The sequence below is a fragment of the Pseudomonas sp. zfem001 genome, from assembly GCF_032621725.1.
GTDB classification, from domain to species: domain Bacteria; phylum Pseudomonadota; class Gammaproteobacteria; order Pseudomonadales; family Pseudomonadaceae; genus Aquipseudomonas; species Aquipseudomonas sediminis.
In genome coordinates this window covers 409,920-429,050 of record NZ_JAVYJI010000003.1, presented here as the reverse complement: position 1 = coordinate 429,050, position 19,131 = coordinate 409,920, and the positions used below count along the sequence as shown (strand labels likewise).

Here is a 19,131-nt window from a genome sequence, read left to right as displayed (position 1 = left end):
CTAAGGCCGGGCGTAGTGGGTACACAAGGTACCGAAGTAGTAGCGTTTGGTCGAACCGTTACATGCCAAGCATATTTGGCAAGGCCAGGGACACCGCAGGTACATAGGTGATGATCACCAGGAAGCTGAGCAGCAGCATCAGCCACGGCATCGCCGCGCGGATCACTGCCGTCAGTGGCATCCCCGTCACCGCCGAGGTGACGAACAGGTTCAGCCCCACTGGCGGCGTGATCAAGCCGATCTCCATGTTCACCACCATGATGATGCCCAGGTGGATCGGGTCGATGCCCAGCTGCATGGCGATCGGGAACAGGATCGGCGCCAGGATCAGGATGATCGCCGACGGCTCCATGAAGGCACCGGCCACCAGCAGCACGATGTTCACCACCAGTAGGAACTGCCACGGCTGCAGACCCAGCTCCACCACCCAGGCGGTGATCTGCTGCGGAATCTGCTCGGTGGTCAGCACGTGAGCGAAGAGCATGGCGTTGGCGATGATGAACATCAGCATGATGGTCAGCTTGCCGGACTCCAGCAGCACCTTCGGGCACTCGCGGATGGTCAGGTCCTTGTACACGAACAGGGCAACGAAGCCGGCGTACACCGCCGCCACGGCCGCGGCCTCGGTCGGGGTGAACATGCCGGTGTAGATACCGCCGAGGATGATCACCATCAGCAGCAGGCCCCAGAACGCCTCACGGGCGGAACGCAGCCACTCGCGGAAGCTGGCACGCGGCAGGGCCGGTAGCTTCTTGATGCGCGCGACGATGTAGATCGCGATCATCAGCACCAGGCCGAGCATGATGCCGGGGATCACACCGGCCATGAACAGCTTGCCCACCGACTGCTCGGTAGCAGCGGCGTACACCACCATCACGATCGACGGCGGAATCAGGATGCCCAGCGTACCGGCGTTACACACGATGCCGGCGCCGAAGGCCTGCGGGTAACCGGAACGCACCATGCCGGCGATGGCGATGGAGCCGACCGCAGCTACTGTCGCCGGCGAGGAGCCGGACAGCGCAGCGAACAGCATGCACGCCAGTACCGCACCGATGGCCAGGCCGCCACGGATGTGGCCGACGCAGGCGTTGGCGAAGTCGATCAGGCGACGTGCCACGCCACCGGTGGTCATGAACGCACCGGAGAGCAGGAAGAACGGAATCGCCAACAGGGTGTAGTGCTCGGAGGTCTCGAACAGCTTGATCGCCAGCGAGCGCACCGAGTCCGGGCTGAACAGCATGATGGTGATCGAACCGGCCAGACCGAGCGACGCAGCGATCGGCACGCCGATGAACATCAGCAGGAACAGCAGCAGGAAGAGGAACAGAACGGTCATTGCTTGGGCTCCTCGTGCTCATTGATTTTCAGCGCATCGGCGGCTTCGTCAGCCAGGCCGAGGCCGGTCTGCTCGTTGCGCAGGATACGGACGAGGATTTCCAGGAAGCGGATGAACACCATGGCGTAGCCGAACGGCACGATCATGCCGATGTGCCATTGCTGGATGCCGTAGTGGCCGAGGTCTTCGGCGCCGATACCGGCCTTGAACAGGGTGCTGACCCAGTCGAAGCTGCCGACGGCGATCAGGCCGGCGTAGCCCAGGCAGGCCGAGCAGGCGATCACACCGATCACGCGCTGCACACCGCGCGGGGCGAGTTTGACCAGAGCGTCGACACCGATGTGGCCGGCGGTGCGCACGCCATAGGCCAGGCCGAAGAAGATCAGCCAGCCGAACAGCGCTTTGGTCAGCGCATTGCTCCAGGTCATCGCCTGGGCCATGTCGAGAATGGCGTCGCCGATAGCGAGCAGGGTCTCGTTACCGCCGAAGGTGTCACCCAGCCAATAGAACAGGGTGTAGAAGTTGTTGAGGATCACGTAGACGAAAGTGATCAGCGTCATGGTCGCCAGGAGGAAAGCGATAAAGCCTTCCTCGAAGTGCTCCCAGACGCGCCGCAAGGCGTTCATGGTCGGTTCTCCCGAATGGAAAGGGCGTAGGGTGGGACGGCAGCCGGCCCACCGGTAACTACGTTGATCGACGCCCTTCGCAGGCGTCGTGGTGGGTCAGAGCGACGCTCTGCCCACCCTACGGCTCTCCGGCCTTATTACTGGTTGGCAGCTTGCGCGGCCTTGATCAGGTCAGCGCCGATCTCGCCTTCGAACTTCTTCCATACCGGCTGCATGGCATCGCGCCATTGGCCGCGCTGCTCAGGCGTCAGGGTCAGGATTTCGGTGGTACCGCCTTCGGCGATGCGCTGCTTGTCGCCTTCGTTGAGGGCGTCAGCCTGCTTGTTCACCTCGACGGTGACTTCGGCGATGATCTTGTCCAGCTCTTCGCGTACGTCAGCCGGCAGACCGTCCCAGAACTTGGTGTTGGTGATCAGCATGTAGTCCAGCAGGCCATGGTTGGACTCGGTGATGTACTTCTGAACTTCGTGCATCTTCTGGCTGTAGATGTTCGAGTACGGGTTCTCGGCACCGTTGACCACGCCAGTCTGCAGGCCTTGGTATACCTCGGCGAAGCTCATTTTGCGCGGGTTGGCGCGCACGGCCTTGAACTGCTCTTCCAGTACGGCGGAAGCCTGTACGCGGAACTTCAGACCACGGGCGTCTTTCGGCTCCAGCAGCGCCTTGTTGGCCGACAGCTGCTTCAGACCGTTGTGCCAGTAAGCCAGGCCGGTGATGCCCTTGTCGGTCATGGAGGTCAGCAGTTTCTGGCCTTCCGGACCTTTCTGGAAGCGATCAACAGCTGCCATGTCGTCGAACAGGAACGGCAGGTCGAATACCTGCAGCTGCTTGGTGTAATGCTCGAACTTGGCCAGGGACGGGGCGATGAGCTGAACGTCGCCGAGCAGCAGCGCTTCCATTTCCTTGCCGTCGCCGAACAGCGAGGAGTTCGGGTAGACCTCGACCTTGACCTTGCCAGCCAGACGCTCTTCAGCCAGTTGCTTGAACAGCACTGCACCCTGACCTTTCGGGGTGTGCTCGGCAACCACGTGGGAGAACTTGATGACGATCGGGTCGGCAGCGTGAACTACGCCAGCGATGGACAGGGACAGGGCGCAAGCCAGCGCCTTGGCAGTCAGTTTGAACATGCGGATGCTTCCTCTTGTTGTGTTTATCGCATTTGCGCCGGGGCGCAGCTGACGAACGGACAAGAGCAAGTCTAGGCGGCTTGGAGGAAAACGCCGGTGGCATTAGCGAGGCCTGGACTTGTACTTGTGGGTTCGCTTGACGTTAGCCTAGAGCAACCCTTGTGCCAGTCTGCGATATGCCGACCTTGCGTGCCGTGCAAAGGCCCATGGCTGCGGGCTTCTATGCTTCTCTACCGGCCCTCTGATCGGCGTATGAGCCCGCCAGCGTCAGGTATGGATGGCTGAAAATGGCGGTTTGCCGCCAGTCAGTCGAAGTCCTCTGGCGAGCTTCCGCCAGCGCCTGAGAAATTCAACCCATGTTTGCGCAGTTTGTCGTGCAGCGTCTTGCGTGGCACGCCCAGCGCTTCGGCCAGGCTGCGCAGCGAGCCGTGCGGGCGGCTCAGCTCGGCAGCGATCAGGGCGCGTTCGAAGGCTTCGACTTGTTCGCTGAGCCCGCCGTTGACCGGCGGCAGGTTTGGCGCGTTGCTGTCGAGAGCCAATTCCAGGCCCAGGGCGAAGCGCTCGGCGGCGTTCTGCAACTCACGCACGTTGCCTGGCCATGGATGACGCAGCAGCAAGGCGCGCTGTCCCGGCTGTAGCTCTCGCGGCGCCAAGGCGTGGCGGGCGGCCGCCCCATCGGCGAAGTGCTGGAACAGCAGCAGGGCGTCCTCGCCGCGCTCGCGCAGCGGTGGGATGGACAACGGTGCGACGTTGAGGCGGTAGTAGAGGTCGGCGCGGAAACGCCCGGCATCGGCGGCCTGACGCAGATCTTCCTTGGTGGCGGCGATCACGCGGATATCCAGCGGGATCAGTTGATTACCACCGAGGCGCTCGACCACGCGCTCCTGCAGCAGGCGCAGCAGCTTGACCTGCACATCCATGCTCATGCTCTCGATCTCGTCGAGGAAAAGGGTGCCGCCGTTGGCGAACTCGAACTTGCCGATGCGCCGTTTCTGCGCGCCGGTGAAGGCGCCGGCCTCATGGCCGAACAGCTCGCTTTCCACCACCGACTCGGCCAGTGCACCGGCGTTGATGGCGACGAAGGGGCCTTCGCGGCGGTTGGACAGGTCGTGCAGAGCGCGTGCGACCACCTCTTTGCCGGCTCCGGTCTCGCCGAGAATCAGTACGTCGGTGGCGATGCTGGCAAGTGCACCGATCTGTTCGCGTAGGCGCTGCATGGCCGGCGATTGGCCAACCAGGCGGCTGGACAGTTGCTGGCGGTCATTGAGCGCCATGCGCAGGCTGCGGTTGTCCAGCACCAGGCGGCGCAGCTCCAGCGCACGGCGTACGCTGTCGAGCAGGTCATCGTTGGCGAAAGGTTTTTCCAGGAAGTCGTAGGCGCCAGCGCGCATAGCCTGCACGGCCAGCGGCACGTCACCATGGCCGGTGATCAGCAGCACGGGCAGCTCGGCATCACGCTCGCGCAATTGCTGCAGCAGTTGCAGGCCATCGATGCCGGGCATGCGGATATCGCTGACCACCACGCCTGGCCAGCCTGCGGGAATGCGCGCGGCCAGGCCCTGCGCATCGCCCAGACTGATGACCTTCAGCCCGGCCAGGTCGAGCGTCTGGCTGAGTGCCTGGCGCAGATGGGCGTCGTCGTCGATCAGCAGTACCTGAATGCGGCTGTCGATGGCGCTGTCGCTGGTCATGGCGAGGGGTCCTCTGAAGGTTGCAGGTTGACGCCGGGGCTGGCCAGGCGCAGGCGCAGGGTGATCAGTGCACCGCCGGCCGGATGATTGGCCAGCAGCAGTTCGCCGTCCAGCGCACGCACCAGACTATCGCAGATGGCCAATCCGAGCCCCAGGCCCTGGGCGCTGGTCTTGGTGGTGAAGAATGGCTCGCGCGCGCGCGCCAGCGATTCGGGCGAGAAGCCTGGGCCATTGTCACGCAGCAGCAGGTGGAGGTGCTCGGCTTGAAGTTCGATGCTGATCCAGATGCGTCTAGGAGGGGCTTTATCGATCAGCGCATCGAGCGCATTGCCGAGCAGATTACCGAGCACCTGGCGCAGGCGCGTCTCGCCGGCCTGGACCCAGAGCGTGGCGTCCGGCAGGTCGCGGATCAGCTCTACATCCATCGCCCGGCGGCGTTTGGCCAATAGCGCCAGGGCATCGTCCAGCGCTGGTTGCAGGGCAACCCGCTCCGGCGCGTGGCGGTCGCGGCGGGCAAAGGAGCGCAAATGGGTGATGATCGAGGCCATGCGCTCGGTCAGCTCGCTGATCAGCTTGAGGTTGGCGCGAGCATCGTCGCTGCGCTGATGATCAAGCAGGGTGCTGGCGTTCTCCGCGTAGCTGCGGATCGCCCCGAGCGGCTGGTTGAGTTCGTGGCTGATGCTGGCGCTCATGGTGCCGAGCGCCGACAGTTTACCGGCCTGGACCAGCTCGTCCTGAGCGCGCACCAGCTCCTGCTGAGCCTGTTCACGCTCGAGCACTTCCTGCTTGAGGCGGCTGTTGAGCAGTTCCAGATCATGCGTTCGTTCTGCGACGCGCTGCTCCAGTTCGGCTTTGGCGCGGGCGTCGAGGGCAATGCGCTCCAGGTAGTGACGGCGCCGAAGGATCAGCAGGCCAAGCAGCAATAGCAGCGCCAGAAGTGCTGCCGCCCCGACGGCCACGGCACTGCGCACGGGGCGATCGAGCAGGATGCGTGGGGCGAGAATGCTCACCGTCCAGCCGGTTTCTTCCAGGGCACGGCTTTGCGTCAACCAGGCGTTGGGGTCGATATCGAGCAGGGGCGGTGCCTGAGTCGGGTAGGGTTGGTTGGCGGCGATGGCCGACTGCTCGACACGGTCCAGCGGACGGCTGGAGTGGAAGCGCCAGTCCGGGCGCGAGGTAAGAATGACCACGCCGTTGGTGTCGGTCACCAGCAACTGTTCCGGCGTGTTGCCCCACAGGGTCTCGGTGTGGTCGAGGTCGACCTTGACCACCAGCGCGCCGATGTTGTGCTCGTCCTCGCGCACCGGGTAGGCGAAGTAGTAACCGCGCTTGCCAGACGTTGTACCCAGGCCGAAGAAGCGCCCCAGGCGCCCGGCCAATGCTTCGCGGAAATACGGACGGAAGGCGAAGTTGCCGGCGACGAAGCTGTCGGGTTTGTCCCAGTTGGAGGCGGCCAGGGTGACGCCGCGCGGGTTCATCAGGTAGATCACGTCGGCGCCGGTCTGGCTTTTCACGCGGGCCAGCAAGCGGTTGGCGTTGTCCAGGGCGGCGGGGTCTTCAGGGGCATGCAGGGCGGCGCGCAGGCCTGGCAGGTCGCCAAGAATCTGCGGCAGCACTTCGTAGCGGCGCAGCGTGCCGAGCAGGTTGGCCACATACAGATCGAGGGTTTGCCGATTTTGTTCGATCAGCACTTCGCGGTAGTAGCGCTCGGCCAGGAAGTGGACCGGCCACAGCAGTGGCGCAAGCAGCAGCGCCAACAGCACGAGGCTGCGCCAGCGCAGGCGACGGGGAGTGGCAGTGTTCGTGCTCATGGCAAACCGTGCAGAAATGATCGGCGCATTATGCACGTTAAGCGCGCGGCCGGTGATGGGCACTGGCCGCGCGGATGAAACGCAGGGACTCAGTTCATGCGTTGCAGGCAGGCGTCCAGGGCGGTCTGCCAGTCCGGTAGGCGAACCTGCCAATCCTGCTCCAGGCGGTTGCCATCCAGGCGTGAGTTGAGTGGGCGCTGCGCCGGCGTTGGGTACTCGCTGCTGGGGATGGGGCGCAGCCTGGCGCAGGGCTTGCCGGCTGCACGCAGGCGTTCGGCGATGGCACTGGCGAAGCCGAACCAGCTGGTCTCGCCTTGGCAGGTCAGGTGGTAGGTGCCCCAGTGATGACGCCCCTGCTGCCACTTGTCGATCAGCTCTGCGGTAGCGCTGGCGATACTGCCAGCCCAGGTCGGTGCGCCGATCTGGTCGTCGACCACGCTGAGCTCGTCGCGCTCCTGCAGCAGGCGCTGCATGGTCAGCAAGAAGTTGCGCCCGTGCTGCGAGTAGACCCAGCTGGTGCGCAGGATCAGGTGATCGCAGCCGCTGATGCGCAGCGCCTGTTCACCGGCCGCCTTGCTGGCGCCATAGACGCCCAACGGATGTGGCGTATCGGCTTCACGGTAAGGCGTGGTCTTGCTGCCATCGAAGACGTAGTCGGTGGAGTAGTGAATCAGCGGAATGTCCAGTTCGAAGCAGGCATCGGCGATGGCACGCGGCGCATCGGCATTGATGGCGAAAGCCAGCTCGCGCTCCTGCTCGGCCTGGTCGACGGCGGTGTGCGCGGCGGCATTGATCACCAGCGCCGGTCGCTCGCGCAGGATGATGTCGCCCAGGGTTTCCGGACGCGACAGGTCGAATGCCTGCCGGCCGAGACTGATCAGTTCATGCTGGCGCAGGGCCAATTGCAGTTCACGGGCGACCTGGCCGGTGTGGCCGCTGATCAGAATCTTCATGCGAAGGTCTCGGCATCGGTAAGGCTCAGGCCCTGCTGGTCTTTGGCCGAGAGTTGCGGCGTCAGTCCGTCGAGCGGCCAGTCGATGGCCAGTTGTGGGTCGTCCCAGCGAATGCAGCGCTCGTGAGTGGGCGCGTAGTAGTCGGTGGTCTTGTAGAGGAATTCGGCGTATTCGCTGAGTACCAGGAAACCGTGGGCGAAGCCCTCCGGCACCCACAGCTGGCGTTTGTTCTCGGCGGACAAATGCACGCCGACCCACTTGCCGAAATTCGCCGAATTGCGGCGTACGTCGACCGCGACGTCATAGACCTCGCCGGCACTGACGCGCACCAGCTTGCCCTGGGCCTGCTGCAGTTGATAGTGCAGGCCGCGCAGCACCCCGCGCGCGGAACGCGAATGGTTGTCCTGGACGAATTCACGGGTTACGCCGGTGGCTTCGGCAAAGCGCCGTGCGTTGAAACTCTCGTAGAAGAAGCCGCGCTCGTCACCGAATACCTGGGGCTCGAGAATCAGCACTTCCGGCAGTGCAGTTGCGATCACTTTCACAGCGACTCCTCCGCCAGTTTATAGAGGTACTGGCCGTAGCCGGTCTTGCCCAGCGCCTTGGCGCACACGAGCAGTTTGTCGCGGTCGATCCAGCCCTGCTGATAGGCGATCTCCTCGAGGCAGGCGACCTTCAGGCCTTGGCGTTTTTCCACTGTTTGTACGTAGTGCGAGGCATCGAGCAGGCTGTCGTGGGTGCCGGTGTCTAGCCAGGCGAAGCCACGGCCGAAGCGCTCAACGCGCAGGTTGCCGCGGGCCAGGTAGGCATTGTTCACGTCGGTGATTTCCAGCTCGCCGCGTGGCGAGGGCTTGACCGCCTTGGCGATCTGCACCACGTCGTTGTCGTAGAAATACAGGCCGGTCACGGCAAAACTGGACTTGGGTTGCGCCGGCTTTTCCTCGATCGACAGCGCATTGCCAGCCGCATCGAATTCGACCACGCCGAAACGTTCGGGATCGCTGACCCAGTAGCCGAAGACCGTGGCGCCGCTGTCGTGGCTGGCTGCGCGCAGCAGCTTCTCGGTGAAGTGCTGACCATGGAAGATGTTGTCGCCGAGGATCAGGCACACCGAGTCGTTACCAATGAACGACTCGCCGATCAGGAAGGCCTGCGCCAGGCCATCAGGCGAGGGTTGCTCGGCATACTGCAGTTCGACGCCGAACTGGCTGCCGTCGCCGAGCATCTTGCGGAAGTTAGGCAGGTCTTCTGGGGTGGAGATGATCAGAATCTCGCGAATGCCGGCCAGCATCAGCACCGACAACGGGTAATAGATCATCGGCTTGTCATAGATTGGCAGCAACTGCTTGGAGACGCCGAGGGTGATGGGGTGCAAGCGAGTGCCGGAACCGCCGGCGAGAATGATGCCTTTCATTATTCCTGCTCCTTGGAGCCTGTTTAGGATCTCGCGAGCTAGAGCCATGCAAGGCAAAAACAGGCGAGGAAGCGGAGTTTACGAGTTGTAAATGAGCATTCTGAGGCTGTTTTTAACGCAGCAGGGCCGACGCGCATCAGATCATCAATAGGCTCCTTAGAGTGCGCCGAGTCGCTGACCTTGATAGCTACCATCCTGCACGCGGCGGCACCAGTCGAGATTGTCCAGGTACCACTGCACCGTCTTGCGCAGTCCGGTTTGGAAGGTTTCCTGCGGTACCCAGCTGAGCTCGCGCTCGATCTTGCTGGCGTCGATAGCGTAGCGCTGGTCGTGGCCGGGGCGATCCTGCACGTAGGTGATCAGGTCTTCATAGTGCGCGATACCGGCCGGCTTCTGCGGCGCCAGCTCCTCCAGCAGCGCGCAGATGGTGCGTACCACATCGAGGTTCTTCTGCTCATTGTGGCCGCCGATGTTGTAGGTCTCGCCGACCTTGCCCTCGCTGACCACCTTGAGCAGCGCTCGCGCGTGATCTTCCACGTACAGCCAGTCGCGCACTTGCTGGCCGTTGCCATACACCGGCAGCGGTTTGCCCGCCAAGGCGTTGAGGATCATCAGCGGGATCAGCTTTTCAGGGAAATGATAGGGGCCGTAGTTGTTCGAGCAGTTGGTGAGCAGCACCGGCAGACCATAGGTGCGCTGCCAGGCGCGTACCAGATGGTCGGACGCCGCCTTGCTCGCCGAATAAGGCGAGCTGGGCGCGTAAGGGGTGGTTTCGGTGAAGAGATCGTCGACACCGTGTAGGTCGCCGTACACCTCGTCGGTGGATATGTGATGGAAGCGAAAGGCCGCCTTGCGCTCAGCGCTCAGGCCAAGCCAGTAGGCGCGGGTGCTTTCCAGCAGGCTATAGGTGCCGACGATATTGGTCTGGATGAACGCGGCCGGGCCATCGATGGAACGGTCGACGTGGGACTCGGCGGCCAGGTGCATGATGGCGTCCGGCTGGAACTCGGCCAGTATCGCCGCAACGCATTCGCTGTCGCCAATGTCGCCTTGGACGAAGCGGTAGCGCGGGTTGTCATCAACGGGGGTGAGCGACTCCAGGTTGCCGGCGTAGGTCAGTTTGTCGAGGTTAAGTACCTCATGTTCGGTGTTCTGAATCAGATGACGAATCAGAGCCGAACCGATGAAGCCGGCGCCGCCGGTAACAAGAATGCGCATCTGCTCATAACCTCGCTATGTAACCTTTCGCCATACCCACGAGCCGAGTGCGGTAAGTGCAATGAACAAGCGACGGATGTGGGCAGGAGCAAAAACAAAAAAGGCCTGCATGAAAGCAGGCCTTGATATTAGATGGTGCCGGCACCAGGAGTCGAACCCGGGACCTACTGATTACAAGTCAGTTGCTCTACCAGCTGAGCTATACCGGCACTGAAGGGCCGCCATTATATCCATTCATCGGCCTGAGTAAAGCCACCTTCGAGCCAGGTTTTTCCGGGCTCGGCTATCAGCAGCTTTTGGCTTATGCACAAAGAGAAGGCGCGCGCGACGGTCGCGCACCGGCTCTGTGCGTTAGATCACTATTTTTCGCAAGTTATTGTTTTTGTTAGGGCTTCGAGGGCTGTTCGAAAAATGATCAGATGTCTACGAGGCAATTACCAAGTGGCTTTGCAGCATTTGCCCAGAAAGGATCAACAGAGTTATCCACAGCTTCTGTGTGCAACTCAGTCGCGCTCGGCCAGTAGCAGCAGGTTGCGCGGGCTCAGTTGGTAATCGCAGAAGATGCCTAGCTTCACGTGGTAGCCCTGCTCCTGCAGATACAAGGCGCGGTCGAGCAGTAGCCAGAGTTCAAGTGGCCGGCGGAACAGGTTGCGCAGCAACTCCAGGTTGCGCACTTCGGCCAGGCGTTGCCAGCCGCGAGCTTCCAATGCCGGCCAGTCCTGCTCACCGGGCAACGGCACGTCGCGCAGCTTGGCGAGGTCATGACAGAAGTTGGCGAAAGGTTTGCTGAACCAGTCGCTGGGCAGCGATGGTGTTGGCAGGTATTCATCGATGCCACGTAGCTGGCGCTGCAGCAGGTCGAAAGCCAGGCGCCAGGCCATCGACTGACTGCGTTGTCTGCGCACACGAGCGCCAGCGGTGACGGTTTCGCTCAGTGGCAGGCCGAGATCGTCACGTGATAGCTGCAGGCTTGAGCCCTGCGCCGCTGCTGACAGCGGTTGGTACTGCTGGCCGGCGATACGGTTGTAGCAGCAGGGCGCCACCGCCAGCTGGGTGCAGCCGTTGCGACTGGCCAGTTGCAGCAGGCGTACGTGCAGGTCGCCGCAGGCGTGCAGCGCCACTGGCGTGTGCTCTTTGCGCAGGCGCTCGCTGCAATCATCGGCCAGCACATCCTGCTGTAGATGGGCGGCAGCCAATCCCAGGCGCTTGCTCAGTGCGCTACCGGACTCGATCAGTGCCGGATCGTATTCCAGGCAGGTCAGATGCTGGTCATCATGAGTCAGCCAGCGACCGAGGTGGCCTTTGCCGGAACACCAGTCGAGCCAGTGCGCGGGGCGCTGGCGAAACTGCAGATGGTTCGCGAAGGCCTGGATCTGATCCAGCTTTCTGCCGGGTACATCGACGCTGAAGGTGTGCGCACGCGGAGGACTGTCCAGGCTTGGAATCTCACCGAGCCCGCTAAGCGCTTGCGCTCGGTGGGCCAGCTCAGGGAAGGGCGCTGGCCCACCGAGCGCGAAAGGGCTGTTGTCGCTGGCCTCGGCCTGTTCCAGGGAGCGGCTGCGTAGCCAGGCGGCGAGCTCTGGCAGCTCGCTTTCCCATGGCAGTTGCAGGTAATGAAACGGCCGAGGGCGCCAGAGCGCCTGATGCTGCAGAAGAAAACTGTCCAGGGCCTGGAAGCGAGCGAGCAGATCGCCTGAGGTAAGAATGGGCTCGGACATGGTGCGTATGCGTCTGGTTGAGCCGGGCTGCCCGCATCAAGAGGGCTGCCCGGTTGGCTTAGCGACCCTGGCAGGCGTCGACGCGTAGCCAGCGTTCGAGCAGGCGGAAGGCCTGTACCAGCACGAAGGTTATCGCCAGGTAGAACATCGCAGCGGCGAAGAAGATCTCCACTGGCAAATAGGTGCGAGCGATGATGGTCCGAGCCATACCTGTCAGTTCCAGCAGCGTCACCGTGCTGGCCAGTGCGCTGGCCTTGAGCATCAGAATCACTTCGTTGCTGTACGCCGGCAAGCCGATGCGAGCGGCGCGTGGCAGGATGATGTAAAGCATCGCCTGCGGTCGCGACATACCCAGCGCCCGTGCCGCTTCAATCTCTCCGGGCGGTACGGCCTGAATGGCGCCGCGCAGGATCTCGGCAATATAGGCGGCTGTGTGCAGCGTCATGGTCAATACGGCGCACCAGTACGGGTCGCGCAGGTAGGGCCAGAGTGGGCCCTGGCGGACGGCATCGAACTGGGCCAGGCCGTAATAGATCAGGAACAGCTGCACCAGCAGCGGCGTGCCGCGGAAGAAGAAAATGTAGCCATAGGGCAGGGCGCGCACATACCAGTGCTTGGATGCGCGGGCGATGCCCATCGGCAGTGCGAGGATGAGCCCTGCGACGACAGCGATGGCCACCAGTTCGAGGGTCAGCAGCGCGCCTTCGGACAGGCGTGGCAGCCATTTGATAATAACTTCCCAATTCATGAGGCGCTCCGGACGAAGCCGCGGCTGGCGCGCTTTTCAAGGAAGTGCATGCCGATCATGGCGAGAACGGTCAGGCCCAGATAGATGAAGGCGGCAACCATGTAGAAGGTGAAAGGCTCTTTGCTGGCGGTCACGGCGATCTGCGAGCGACGCATGATCTCTTCCAGGCCAATTACCGACACCAGCGCGGTGTCCTTCATCAGAATCATGAACAGGTTACCCAGGCCGGGCAGGGCGATGCGCCACATCTGCGGCAGGATCAGCTTCCAGAGAATGCGACCCTTGGACATACCGAGCGCCTGGCCGGCTTCGCGGTGGCCCTTGGGGATAGCCAGGATGGCGCCGCGGAACACTTCGGTGGCGTAGGCGCCGAAGCACAGGCCGAGGGCGATGGTGCCTGCGGCGAAGGCGGAGAGCTCCAGGCTCTCGACACCAAGCAGATCGGCCAGGCTGCGCATCAGGCCGACCGTGCCGAAATAGATCAGCAGTACCCAGAGCAGTTCGGGAATGCCCCGCACCAGGGTGGAATAGCTGCCGCCGAGCCACTGCAGCGGCTTGTACGGCGAAGTCTTGGCCAGCGCACCGAGCAGGCCGAGCACCAGACCTACAGCCAGCGCGGACAGCGCCAGTTTGATGGTCATCAGGGTGCCGGCGGCCAGGGCGGGGCCGAATCCGTGGAGGTCAAAAATCATCGGAGGGCTCGGGCAACTGCGCCGCCCAATGGGCGGCGCGGTGCCTTCAGGTCATCAGTAGATGCTGAACGGGAAGTACTTGTCGTTGATCTGCTTGTAGGTGCCGTCTTCGACGATGGCTTGCAGAGCGGCGTTCAGCTTCTCGCGCAGCGGATCGCCCTTGCGTACGGCGATACCGATCTTGTCGTTGTCGAATACAGGGTCGCCCTTGAATTCGAACTCTTTGCCGGCGTCGCTCTTGAGCCATTCCCAGTTGACGAAGGTGTCGGCCAGAACGCCATCGAGACGGCCCGAAGCCAGGTCGAGGTAGGCGTTTTCCTGAGTGTCATACAGCTTGATGTCGACCACCTTGCCCATGTTGTCTTCCAGCCAGGTGCCGGCGATGGTAGCGCGCTGGGCGCCGATTACCTTGCCTTTGAGGCTGGCGGCATCGGTCTTGAAGTCAGCCGACTTCGGTGCGATGAACTGCAGTTTGTTGGTGTAGTAGGGTTCGGTGAAGTCGACCGCGGCCTGGCGCTCTTCGGTGATCGACATCGAGGCGATCAGGAAATCGAACTTCTTGGCGTTCAGAGCCGGGATGATGCCATCCCAGTCAGAGGTGACCACTTCGCACTCTGCCTGCATCTTGGCGCACAGTGCCTGGCCGATTTCGATATCGAAACCAGTGACCTTGCCGCTAGCGTCGATCAGGTTGAAGGGCGGGTAGGCGCCTTCGGTGCCGAGTTTCAGTTTGTCAGCTGCGACAGCGCTGGTGCCGAAAGCCAGAGTAGCGGCTGCGGCCAGCAGGATCTTCTTATAGTTCTGCATGCATGTTGCTCCGTGTTAGCGATTGCTGGACATGAATTGTTTACAGCGTGCCGAGTTCGGGTTGTCGAACACCTGGGCGGGTGGCCCCTGTTCCTCGACCAGGCCCTGGTGGAGGAACACCACCTCACTGGAAACCTGGCGAGCGAAACTCATCTCATGGGTCACCAGCAGCATGGTGCGACCCTCATCGGCAAGCGCGCGAATCACATTAAGCACTTCTTGTACCATCTCCGGGTCGAGGGCAGAAGTTGGCTCGTCGAACAGGATTACCTTCGGCTGCATGGCCAGGGTGCGAGCGATGGCCGCGCGCTGCTGCTGGCCGCCGGAAAGCTGGTTGGGATAAACATGGCGTTTGTCGGCGATGCCGACCTTGGCCAGCAGCGCCTCAGCGATCTCGATGGCTTCGGCCTTGCTTTGGCCGAGCACGCGGCGCGGCGCCTCGATGATGTTGTCGAGGACGCTCATGTGCGGCCACAGATTGAAGTTCTGGAAGACGAAGCCGATCTCGCTGCGCAGGCGGTTGATCTGCTTGTTGTCGGCAGCAACCAGATCGCCATTCTTCGCGGCCTTGAGCTTGAGCTCCTCGCCGGCGACGAAAATCTGACCCTGATGCGGGTTTTCCAGCAGATTGATGCAGCGCAGGAAGGTGGATTTGCCGGAACCGGAGGAGCCGAGAATCGAGATGACGTCGCCGTCTTTGGCCGTCAGGGAAATACCCTTGAGCACTTCGAGATCGCCGTAGCGTTTGTGCAGGTTGCGGATTTCCAGCGCGGGCGTCGCCTCGGCCATGGGGTGGGGTCCTCTTCTTCTTCGAATGCGCTCCGGCGTACGGCGGGCCGTCCTGGCTGGCGGCCAAGCTAGCATAGCGTTTCCGTGACCGCCAAGCCGTTTGCCGGGCGATAGAGGCTCGCTGGGTCGCAGGTGTCGCCTGGTTACAGTTGCTTGTCGCGCAGGCGAAATAATGGCACGAGAAAATTGCCGGAGACAGAAAGCAAAAAGCCCCAGCGCATGGCTGAGGCTCTTTGTCATATATCAATGGTGCCCAGGGACGGAATCGAACCGCCGACACGGGGATTTTCAATCCCCTGCTCTACCAACTGAGCTACCTGGGCCAACGGGGCGCTATTAGACGGATTTGAAGGATCAGTGTCAAGCGCAGGTTTGAAAAATATTTAATTATTTCGGGCGCTTAGGTTCGTAAGCGGGAAAAGCGGGGTGGGCGCGCCGGGTGCTGCATGTGCAGTAATGCAGTGGTTGTCGCGGCTAAAGCCCCTCCCGCAGGTGTCGTCACTCGCTCGGCGGTACATAGCCTTCGGCCTGGGCGTATTCCTCGCCTGAGAGGAACTTGTCCATCTCGGCCTGGAGGAACTTGCGGTCCTCGGCGTTCATCATGTTCAGGCGACGCTCGTTGATCAGCATGGTCTGGTGCTTCTGCCACTCGTCCCAAGCTTGCTTGGAAACGTTGGTGAAGATGTCTTCGCCTTTGGGGCCAGGGTAGGGCGCGCGATCCAGGCCGGGCAGTTCCTGTTTGTATTTGCGGCACTGTACGGTGCGGGTCATGTCGGTTCTCCAGCGGTAATGGCTTGCGCCGCGCGTTTCAGCAGTTTCTTCACCGGGGCGGCGAGGCCCAGGCGCGGCGGGGTGGCGAGGTTATACCAGAGCCAGTCGGCCTCGGCCACGCGGCCCGGCTGTTCGGTTGCCTCGACTAGCCAGGGTTCGATGGCCAGTTGGAAGTGGCTGAAAGTGTGGGTCAGGCCTTCCAGTTCGCGGCGTTCGCCTAGGGTCAGTTGTTGCTGCTGGGCGAGGTCGTGGAGCTGCTCGAGGTCGTCCAGCTCCGGTAGGCTCCAGAGTCCGCCCCACAGGCCTGTCGATGGGCGGCGATAGAGCAGGATGTCACCAGCAGCGTTGACCAGCAGCGGCATCAGGGTGCGTCTTTGCGGCAGTGTCTTGCGCGGCTTGGACACCGGGTAGCGGATTTCCAGGCCGAGCAGATGGGCCTGACAGCCGCTGCGCACCGGGCACAGCAGGCAGGTGGGTTTGCTGCGGGTGCAGAGGGTTGCGCCGAGGTCCATCATCGCCTGGGTGTAGTGGTTGACCCGTTCGTGCGGGGTAAAGCGCTCGGCCACGTCCCACAATTGCTTGGCCACTTTCGGTTCGCCGGGATAGCCCTCTTGCGCGACGTAGCGCGCCAGTACGCGCTTGACGTTGCCGTCGAGGATGGGCGCGCGTACGCCCATGCTCAAGCTGGCGATGGCGCCGGCGGTGGAGCGGCCGATGCCGGGCAGTTCGCTGAGCGCCTCGACGCTGCGCGGGAACTCGCCACCGTGCTCGCGCATGACGATCTGTGCGGTCTTCTGCAGGTTGCGCGCGCGGGTGTAGTAACCCAGGCCCGTCCAGTGGTGCAGCACTTCGTCTTCAGGCGCTTCGGCCAGATCCTTCACGGTCGGCAACGCGGCCATGAAACGATCGAAATAGCCGAGCACGGTGCTGACCTGGGTCTGCTGCAGCATGATCTCCGAGACCCACACGCGGTAGGGCGTGATGTTCTGCTGCCAGGGCAGATCCTTGCGCCCGTGCTGGTCGTACCAGGCCAGTACGGCGCCGTTGAATTGCTCGGGGCTCATCGGTTGAACAGGCCCTTGAGTGCGTCTTTCAGTTCCGGGCTGACCTTGTCGCCGAGCTTCTCTTCCAGCTTCTCGGTCAGCTTGTTGCCGGCCAGGCGTGCGGCGATCTTGCCGAGGCCGTCCTGATCCAGGCGGCAGGCCTTGGCGCCGAGCTCCAGCGGGCCACGGCAGCGCAGCGGCCATTCGATGCCGACGTAGCGCTCGTTGACCTGGCAGGCCGGGTCCGGCATTTCGCGCTGGTCGCCTTCCAGGGTGATGCCAACCTTGTAGTCGAGGCCGAGCACGCGCAGGTCGAGATCACCGTTGCCGCTGACTGCCAGGCCCGGCACCTGGGCCTTGAGGTCCGGGTTATGGGCGACGCCATCGCGCACGCTGAGGCTGCCCTTGAGTTCGCGGAAGGGGGTGTCCTTGCCGGTCGGCGGGTTGCTCAGTGTCTTGCGGTTGAGGGTGGCGATGCCACGGCATAGCTGCTGTTCGAGGTTGGCGTCGACCAGCACGCCGTCGTTGAGGACGAAGCTGGCGTTGCCATTGAGCGCTTCGATCCAGGCCTTCTGGCTGTTGCCGCGCGTGTTGAACTTGGCGTCGAGGTCGAGCAGACCCTTGATCGGCGAGGGTTGATCATCCTTCTTCAGTAATGGCTCCAGCGGCATGCGACTGAGGCGTTGTTCCAGGCTGAGCATAGGCTCGGCCTGGCGCACGTCGATACGGCCGTTGCCGACGAAGCTGCCACCCTGCAGTTTGCCACGCGCCTCTTCCACCGTGATCAGGCCGCCACGACCGTTTGCCTTGAGATTGACGTCGCTGAGCTGATGCTTGTCGTAGGTGAGCTGGGCGAGGCTGAGCGCCAGTTGCATGTCGAGCTTGCGCAGCTGATCCACCGGCAGCACTTTCTCGTCGCTCCAGGCCTGCTGGGTGGGTTTTTTGGGTAGTGGGGTAGAGCCATCCTTGCCGGCGTCGGCGATGCTGTCCTTGACTTCGGCCTTGCGTGCAGCAGCGGCGCTGTCCTGGGTTTTGGGTGGCAGGTAGCGGTTCAGGTCGAGCTTGTCGCCCTTGAGGTCGACGCGCAGCGCCTGTTTGCTGACATCGGCCACGCCGAGCTGGCCAGTGAAGGTGCTGCCGTCGAGCTTGAGGTTGAGCTCTTCGAACATCATGCCCTGGCTCGAGCCGTTCAGGCGGCTGACCAGTTCGAACTGGCTGAGGCTATCGCTGGCCTGCATGGCGGGCAGTTCAACGCCGACACCTTCGAGGAACTCGCGCAGGTTGAGCGAGGCAATGGACAGGCCGCCGGAGATCTTGGCGTCCTTGTCCAACTCGCGTGCCTTGATTTCTCCGAGGGCGCGCAACTGGTTGGCTGAGAGCTTCAGCCCGTTCCATTCGGCGATATTGGCTGCCTGGTCGAGCAGCAACTGGCCCTGGGCGGAGAAGTTGAGGGTCTTGCCTTTGAGCGGTTCCCCCGAGGCTTCGCCGGCCAGCTTGAGGTCCTCGAATTGATAGCGCTTGAGTGCGCGATCAAAGCGCAGTTGGCCTTCAACCTCGCTGCGTGCGCGCAGTACTGGCTGGTTGGTGCCGAAGAAGGCGCTGAGCTTGACCGGGATGCTGGCGCCTTCGCGGATGGCGCCGGTTTTCAGCTCGATATTCTCGACGGTGAATTGCTGGCCCTTTTGAGCATCGCTGTAGTCGACGCGCGAGTTGCTCAGGGTCAGGCTGTCGATGTCCAGCTTGAGCGGTTGGCCGGCCGGTTTGTCGCTCGGCTGGGTAGGCGGCGTAGTTTCGCTCGGCGCCGGCTCGCTGGGCGTTTGCTGTGGCGCACTGGCCTGAGCGGGGCGGCCGACACCTTCCCAGTTGCCATGGCCTTTGTCGTCACGCTGCAGATTGAGGTTGAGGCCATCGACGCGGATGTCGCTCATCTGCACTTCCTTGCGCAGCAGTGGCATCACGCGCACTGACAGGCCGATCATGCGCAGGTCGGCGAAGGGCTTGTCCGGGGTGTCGGCGCTGGCCAGAGTGGCGTCGGTCAGTTCCAGGCCCAGCCAGGGGAACAGGCTCCAGCCGATGTCGCCCCTGAGCTGCAGGTCGAGATTGGCCTTGTCGTGGGCGATCTGGCGGATTTCGTCCTTGTAGTCGTTAGGGTCGAACAGATGGGTCAGGGCGAATAGCAGCGCCACTACGATCAGCAGCAAGCCGAGAAAGAAAAGGCCCAGGATCTTGCCTAGCGCTTTCATGGACGGGTCCTTGGTTTTGAGAGCTGGAATGGCGGTGTGCAGACGACTGCCGATTATAGCGTCATGCTGCTATGCCCAGGCGCCTGCTTGAGGCGTTGAATGGGGATCGGCTCGAGCTTGGATCGGAATAGGTTCGAGCGG

General features: G+C 62.7%; 17 protein-coding genes and 2 tRNA genes. All 19 read right to left on the bottom strand.

The genetic code is table 11. The features are described 5' to 3' along the window. Window positions 1-58 precede the first annotated feature (58 nt). The 19 genes from dctM to RTH74_RS14065 all read right to left on the bottom strand — a co-directional run bounded on the left by dctM (window position 59) and on the right by RTH74_RS14065 (window position 18,990). Window positions 59-1,339, bottom strand: a complete 1,281-nt coding sequence (gene dctM, locus RTH74_RS14155) for a C4-dicarboxylate TRAP transporter large permease protein DctM (RefSeq protein WP_179574791.1) — start codon at window positions 1,337-1,339, stop codon at window positions 59-61. Then, on the bottom strand, window positions 1,336-1,965 hold the full coding sequence (locus tag RTH74_RS14150) for a TRAP transporter small permease (protein ID WP_316915067.1): 630 nt from the start codon (window positions 1,963-1,965) through the stop codon (window positions 1,336-1,338). Before RTH74_RS14150 ends, dctM begins: the two co-directional genes overlap by 4 nt. 137 nt (window positions 1,966-2,102) lie before the next feature. Next, window positions 2,103-3,092, bottom strand: a complete 990-nt coding sequence (gene dctP / locus RTH74_RS14145) for a C4-dicarboxylate TRAP substrate-binding protein DctP (protein WP_316915066.1) — start codon at window positions 3,090-3,092, stop codon at window positions 2,103-2,105. Between the two features lie 305 nt (window positions 3,093-3,397). After that, a complete protein-coding gene (locus RTH74_RS14140) occupies window positions 3,398-4,783 on the bottom strand; it encodes a sigma-54-dependent transcriptional regulator (protein ID WP_021490512.1) in 1,386 nt (461 codons plus the stop codon). Then, the gene (locus RTH74_RS14135) at window positions 4,780-6,594 is read right to left on the bottom strand and encodes a sensor histidine kinase (protein WP_179543690.1); all 1,815 of its coding nucleotides are present in this window, start codon (window positions 6,592-6,594) and stop codon (window positions 4,780-4,782) included. The genes RTH74_RS14140 and RTH74_RS14135 overlap by 4 nt, the downstream gene beginning before the upstream one ends. A gap of 89 nt (window positions 6,595-6,683) precedes the next feature. Beyond that, on the bottom strand, window positions 6,684-7,547 hold the full coding sequence (gene rfbD, locus RTH74_RS14130) for a dTDP-4-dehydrorhamnose reductase (protein ID WP_099526046.1): 864 nt from the start codon (window positions 7,545-7,547) through the stop codon (window positions 6,684-6,686). Beyond that, window positions 7,544-8,092 (bottom strand): dTDP-4-dehydrorhamnose 3,5-epimerase, encoded by a 549-nt coding sequence (gene rfbC, locus RTH74_RS14125; RefSeq protein WP_316915065.1) that lies wholly within the window; start codon window positions 8,090-8,092, stop codon window positions 7,544-7,546. Before rfbC ends, rfbD begins: the two co-directional genes overlap by 4 nt. Then, window positions 8,089-8,961 (bottom strand): glucose-1-phosphate thymidylyltransferase RfbA, encoded by an 873-nt coding sequence (gene rfbA, locus RTH74_RS14120; RefSeq protein ID WP_316915064.1) that lies wholly within the window; start codon window positions 8,959-8,961, stop codon window positions 8,089-8,091. Before rfbA ends, rfbC begins: the two co-directional genes overlap by 4 nt. 156 nt (window positions 8,962-9,117) lie before the next feature. Beyond that, window positions 9,118-10,179, bottom strand: coding sequence for a dTDP-glucose 4,6-dehydratase (gene rfbB / locus RTH74_RS14115; protein ID WP_316915063.1), 1,062 nt, complete (start codon window positions 10,177-10,179; stop codon window positions 9,118-9,120). 133 nt (window positions 10,180-10,312) lie between these two features. Then, window positions 10,313-10,388, bottom strand: a tRNA-Thr gene (locus tag RTH74_RS14110). 294 nt (window positions 10,389-10,682) lie between these two features. After that, window positions 10,683-11,897, bottom strand: coding sequence for a methyltransferase (locus tag RTH74_RS14105; protein ID WP_316915062.1), 1,215 nt, complete (start codon window positions 11,895-11,897; stop codon window positions 10,683-10,685). 58 nt (window positions 11,898-11,955) lie between these two features. Further along, window positions 11,956-12,645 carry an ABC transporter permease gene (locus tag RTH74_RS14100; protein WP_106733388.1) on the bottom strand — a complete coding sequence of 230 codons (690 nt, stop codon included), beginning with the start codon at window positions 12,643-12,645 and terminating at the stop codon, window positions 11,956-11,958. Beyond that, window positions 12,642-13,337 (bottom strand): ABC transporter permease, encoded by a 696-nt coding sequence (locus tag RTH74_RS14095; RefSeq protein ID WP_099526040.1) that lies wholly within the window; start codon window positions 13,335-13,337, stop codon window positions 12,642-12,644. The genes RTH74_RS14100 and RTH74_RS14095 overlap by 4 nt, the downstream gene beginning before the upstream one ends. 54 nt (window positions 13,338-13,391) lie before the next feature. Next, window positions 13,392-14,144: an ABC transporter substrate-binding protein gene (locus RTH74_RS14090; protein WP_099526039.1), complete on the bottom strand. Its 753-nt coding sequence runs from the start codon at window positions 14,142-14,144 to the stop codon at window positions 13,392-13,394. A gap of 15 nt (window positions 14,145-14,159) precedes the next feature. Next, the gene (locus tag RTH74_RS14085) at window positions 14,160-14,933 is read right to left on the bottom strand and encodes an ABC transporter ATP-binding protein (protein ID WP_099526038.1); all 774 of its coding nucleotides are present in this window, start codon (window positions 14,931-14,933) and stop codon (window positions 14,160-14,162) included. Between the two features lie 247 nt (window positions 14,934-15,180). Beyond that, window positions 15,181-15,256, bottom strand: a tRNA-Phe gene (locus RTH74_RS14080). 175 nt (window positions 15,257-15,431) lie between these two features. After that, on the bottom strand, window positions 15,432-15,704 hold the full coding sequence (locus RTH74_RS14075) for an oxidative damage protection protein (RefSeq protein ID WP_021490485.1): 273 nt from the start codon (window positions 15,702-15,704) through the stop codon (window positions 15,432-15,434). Continuing rightward, window positions 15,701-16,768, bottom strand: a complete 1,068-nt coding sequence (gene mutY, locus RTH74_RS14070) for an A/G-specific adenine glycosylase (protein WP_316915061.1) — start codon at window positions 16,766-16,768, stop codon at window positions 15,701-15,703. Before mutY ends, RTH74_RS14075 begins: the two co-directional genes overlap by 4 nt. Then, a complete protein-coding gene (locus RTH74_RS14065) occupies window positions 16,765-18,990 on the bottom strand; it encodes an AsmA family protein (protein WP_316915060.1) in 2,226 nt (741 codons plus the stop codon). The genes mutY and RTH74_RS14065 overlap by 4 nt, the downstream gene beginning before the upstream one ends. Window positions 18,991-19,131: the final 141 nt, after the last annotated feature.

Coding starts and splice junctions, on each gene's coding strand:
- dctM (WP_179574791.1), bottom strand. CDS start 1,339: ATGACCGTTCTGTTCCTCTTCCTGCTGCTGTTCCTGCTGATGTTCATC.
- RTH74_RS14150 (WP_316915067.1), bottom strand. CDS start 1,965: ATGAACGCCTTGCGGCGCGTCTGGGAGCACTTCGAGGAAGGCTTTATC.
- dctP (WP_316915066.1), bottom strand. CDS start 3,092: ATGTTCAAACTGACTGCCAAGGCGCTGGCTTGCGCCCTGTCCCTGTCC.
- RTH74_RS14140 (WP_021490512.1), bottom strand. CDS start 4,783: ATGACCAGCGACAGCGCCATCGACAGCCGCATTCAGGTACTGCTGATC.
- RTH74_RS14135 (WP_179543690.1), bottom strand. CDS start 6,594: ATGAGCACGAACACTGCCACTCCCCGTCGCCTGCGCTGGCGCAGCCTC.
- rfbD (WP_099526046.1), bottom strand. CDS start 7,547: ATGAAGATTCTGATCAGCGGCCACACCGGCCAGGTCGCCCGTGAACTG.
- rfbA (WP_316915064.1), bottom strand. CDS start 8,961: ATGAAAGGCATCATTCTCGCCGGCGGTTCCGGCACTCGCTTGCACCCC.
- rfbB (WP_316915063.1), bottom strand. CDS start 10,179: ATGCGCATTCTTGTTACCGGCGGCGCCGGCTTCATCGGTTCGGCTCTG.
- RTH74_RS14105 (WP_316915062.1), bottom strand. CDS start 11,897: ATGTCCGAGCCCATTCTTACCTCAGGCGATCTGCTCGCTCGCTTCCAG.
- RTH74_RS14100 (WP_106733388.1), bottom strand. CDS start 12,645: ATGAATTGGGAAGTTATTATCAAATGGCTGCCACGCCTGTCCGAAGGC.
- RTH74_RS14095 (WP_099526040.1), bottom strand. CDS start 13,337: ATGATTTTTGACCTCCACGGATTCGGCCCCGCCCTGGCCGCCGGCACC.
- RTH74_RS14090 (WP_099526039.1), bottom strand. CDS start 14,144: ATGCAGAACTATAAGAAGATCCTGCTGGCCGCAGCCGCTACTCTGGCT.
- RTH74_RS14085 (WP_099526038.1), bottom strand. CDS start 14,933: ATGGCCGAGGCGACGCCCGCGCTGGAAATCCGCAACCTGCACAAACGC.
- RTH74_RS14075 (WP_021490485.1), bottom strand. CDS start 15,704: ATGACCCGCACCGTACAGTGCCGCAAATACAAACAGGAACTGCCCGGC.
- mutY (WP_316915061.1), bottom strand. CDS start 16,768: ATGAGCCCCGAGCAATTCAACGGCGCCGTACTGGCCTGGTACGACCAG.
- RTH74_RS14065 (WP_316915060.1), bottom strand. CDS start 18,990: ATGAAAGCGCTAGGCAAGATCCTGGGCCTTTTCTTTCTCGGCTTGCTG.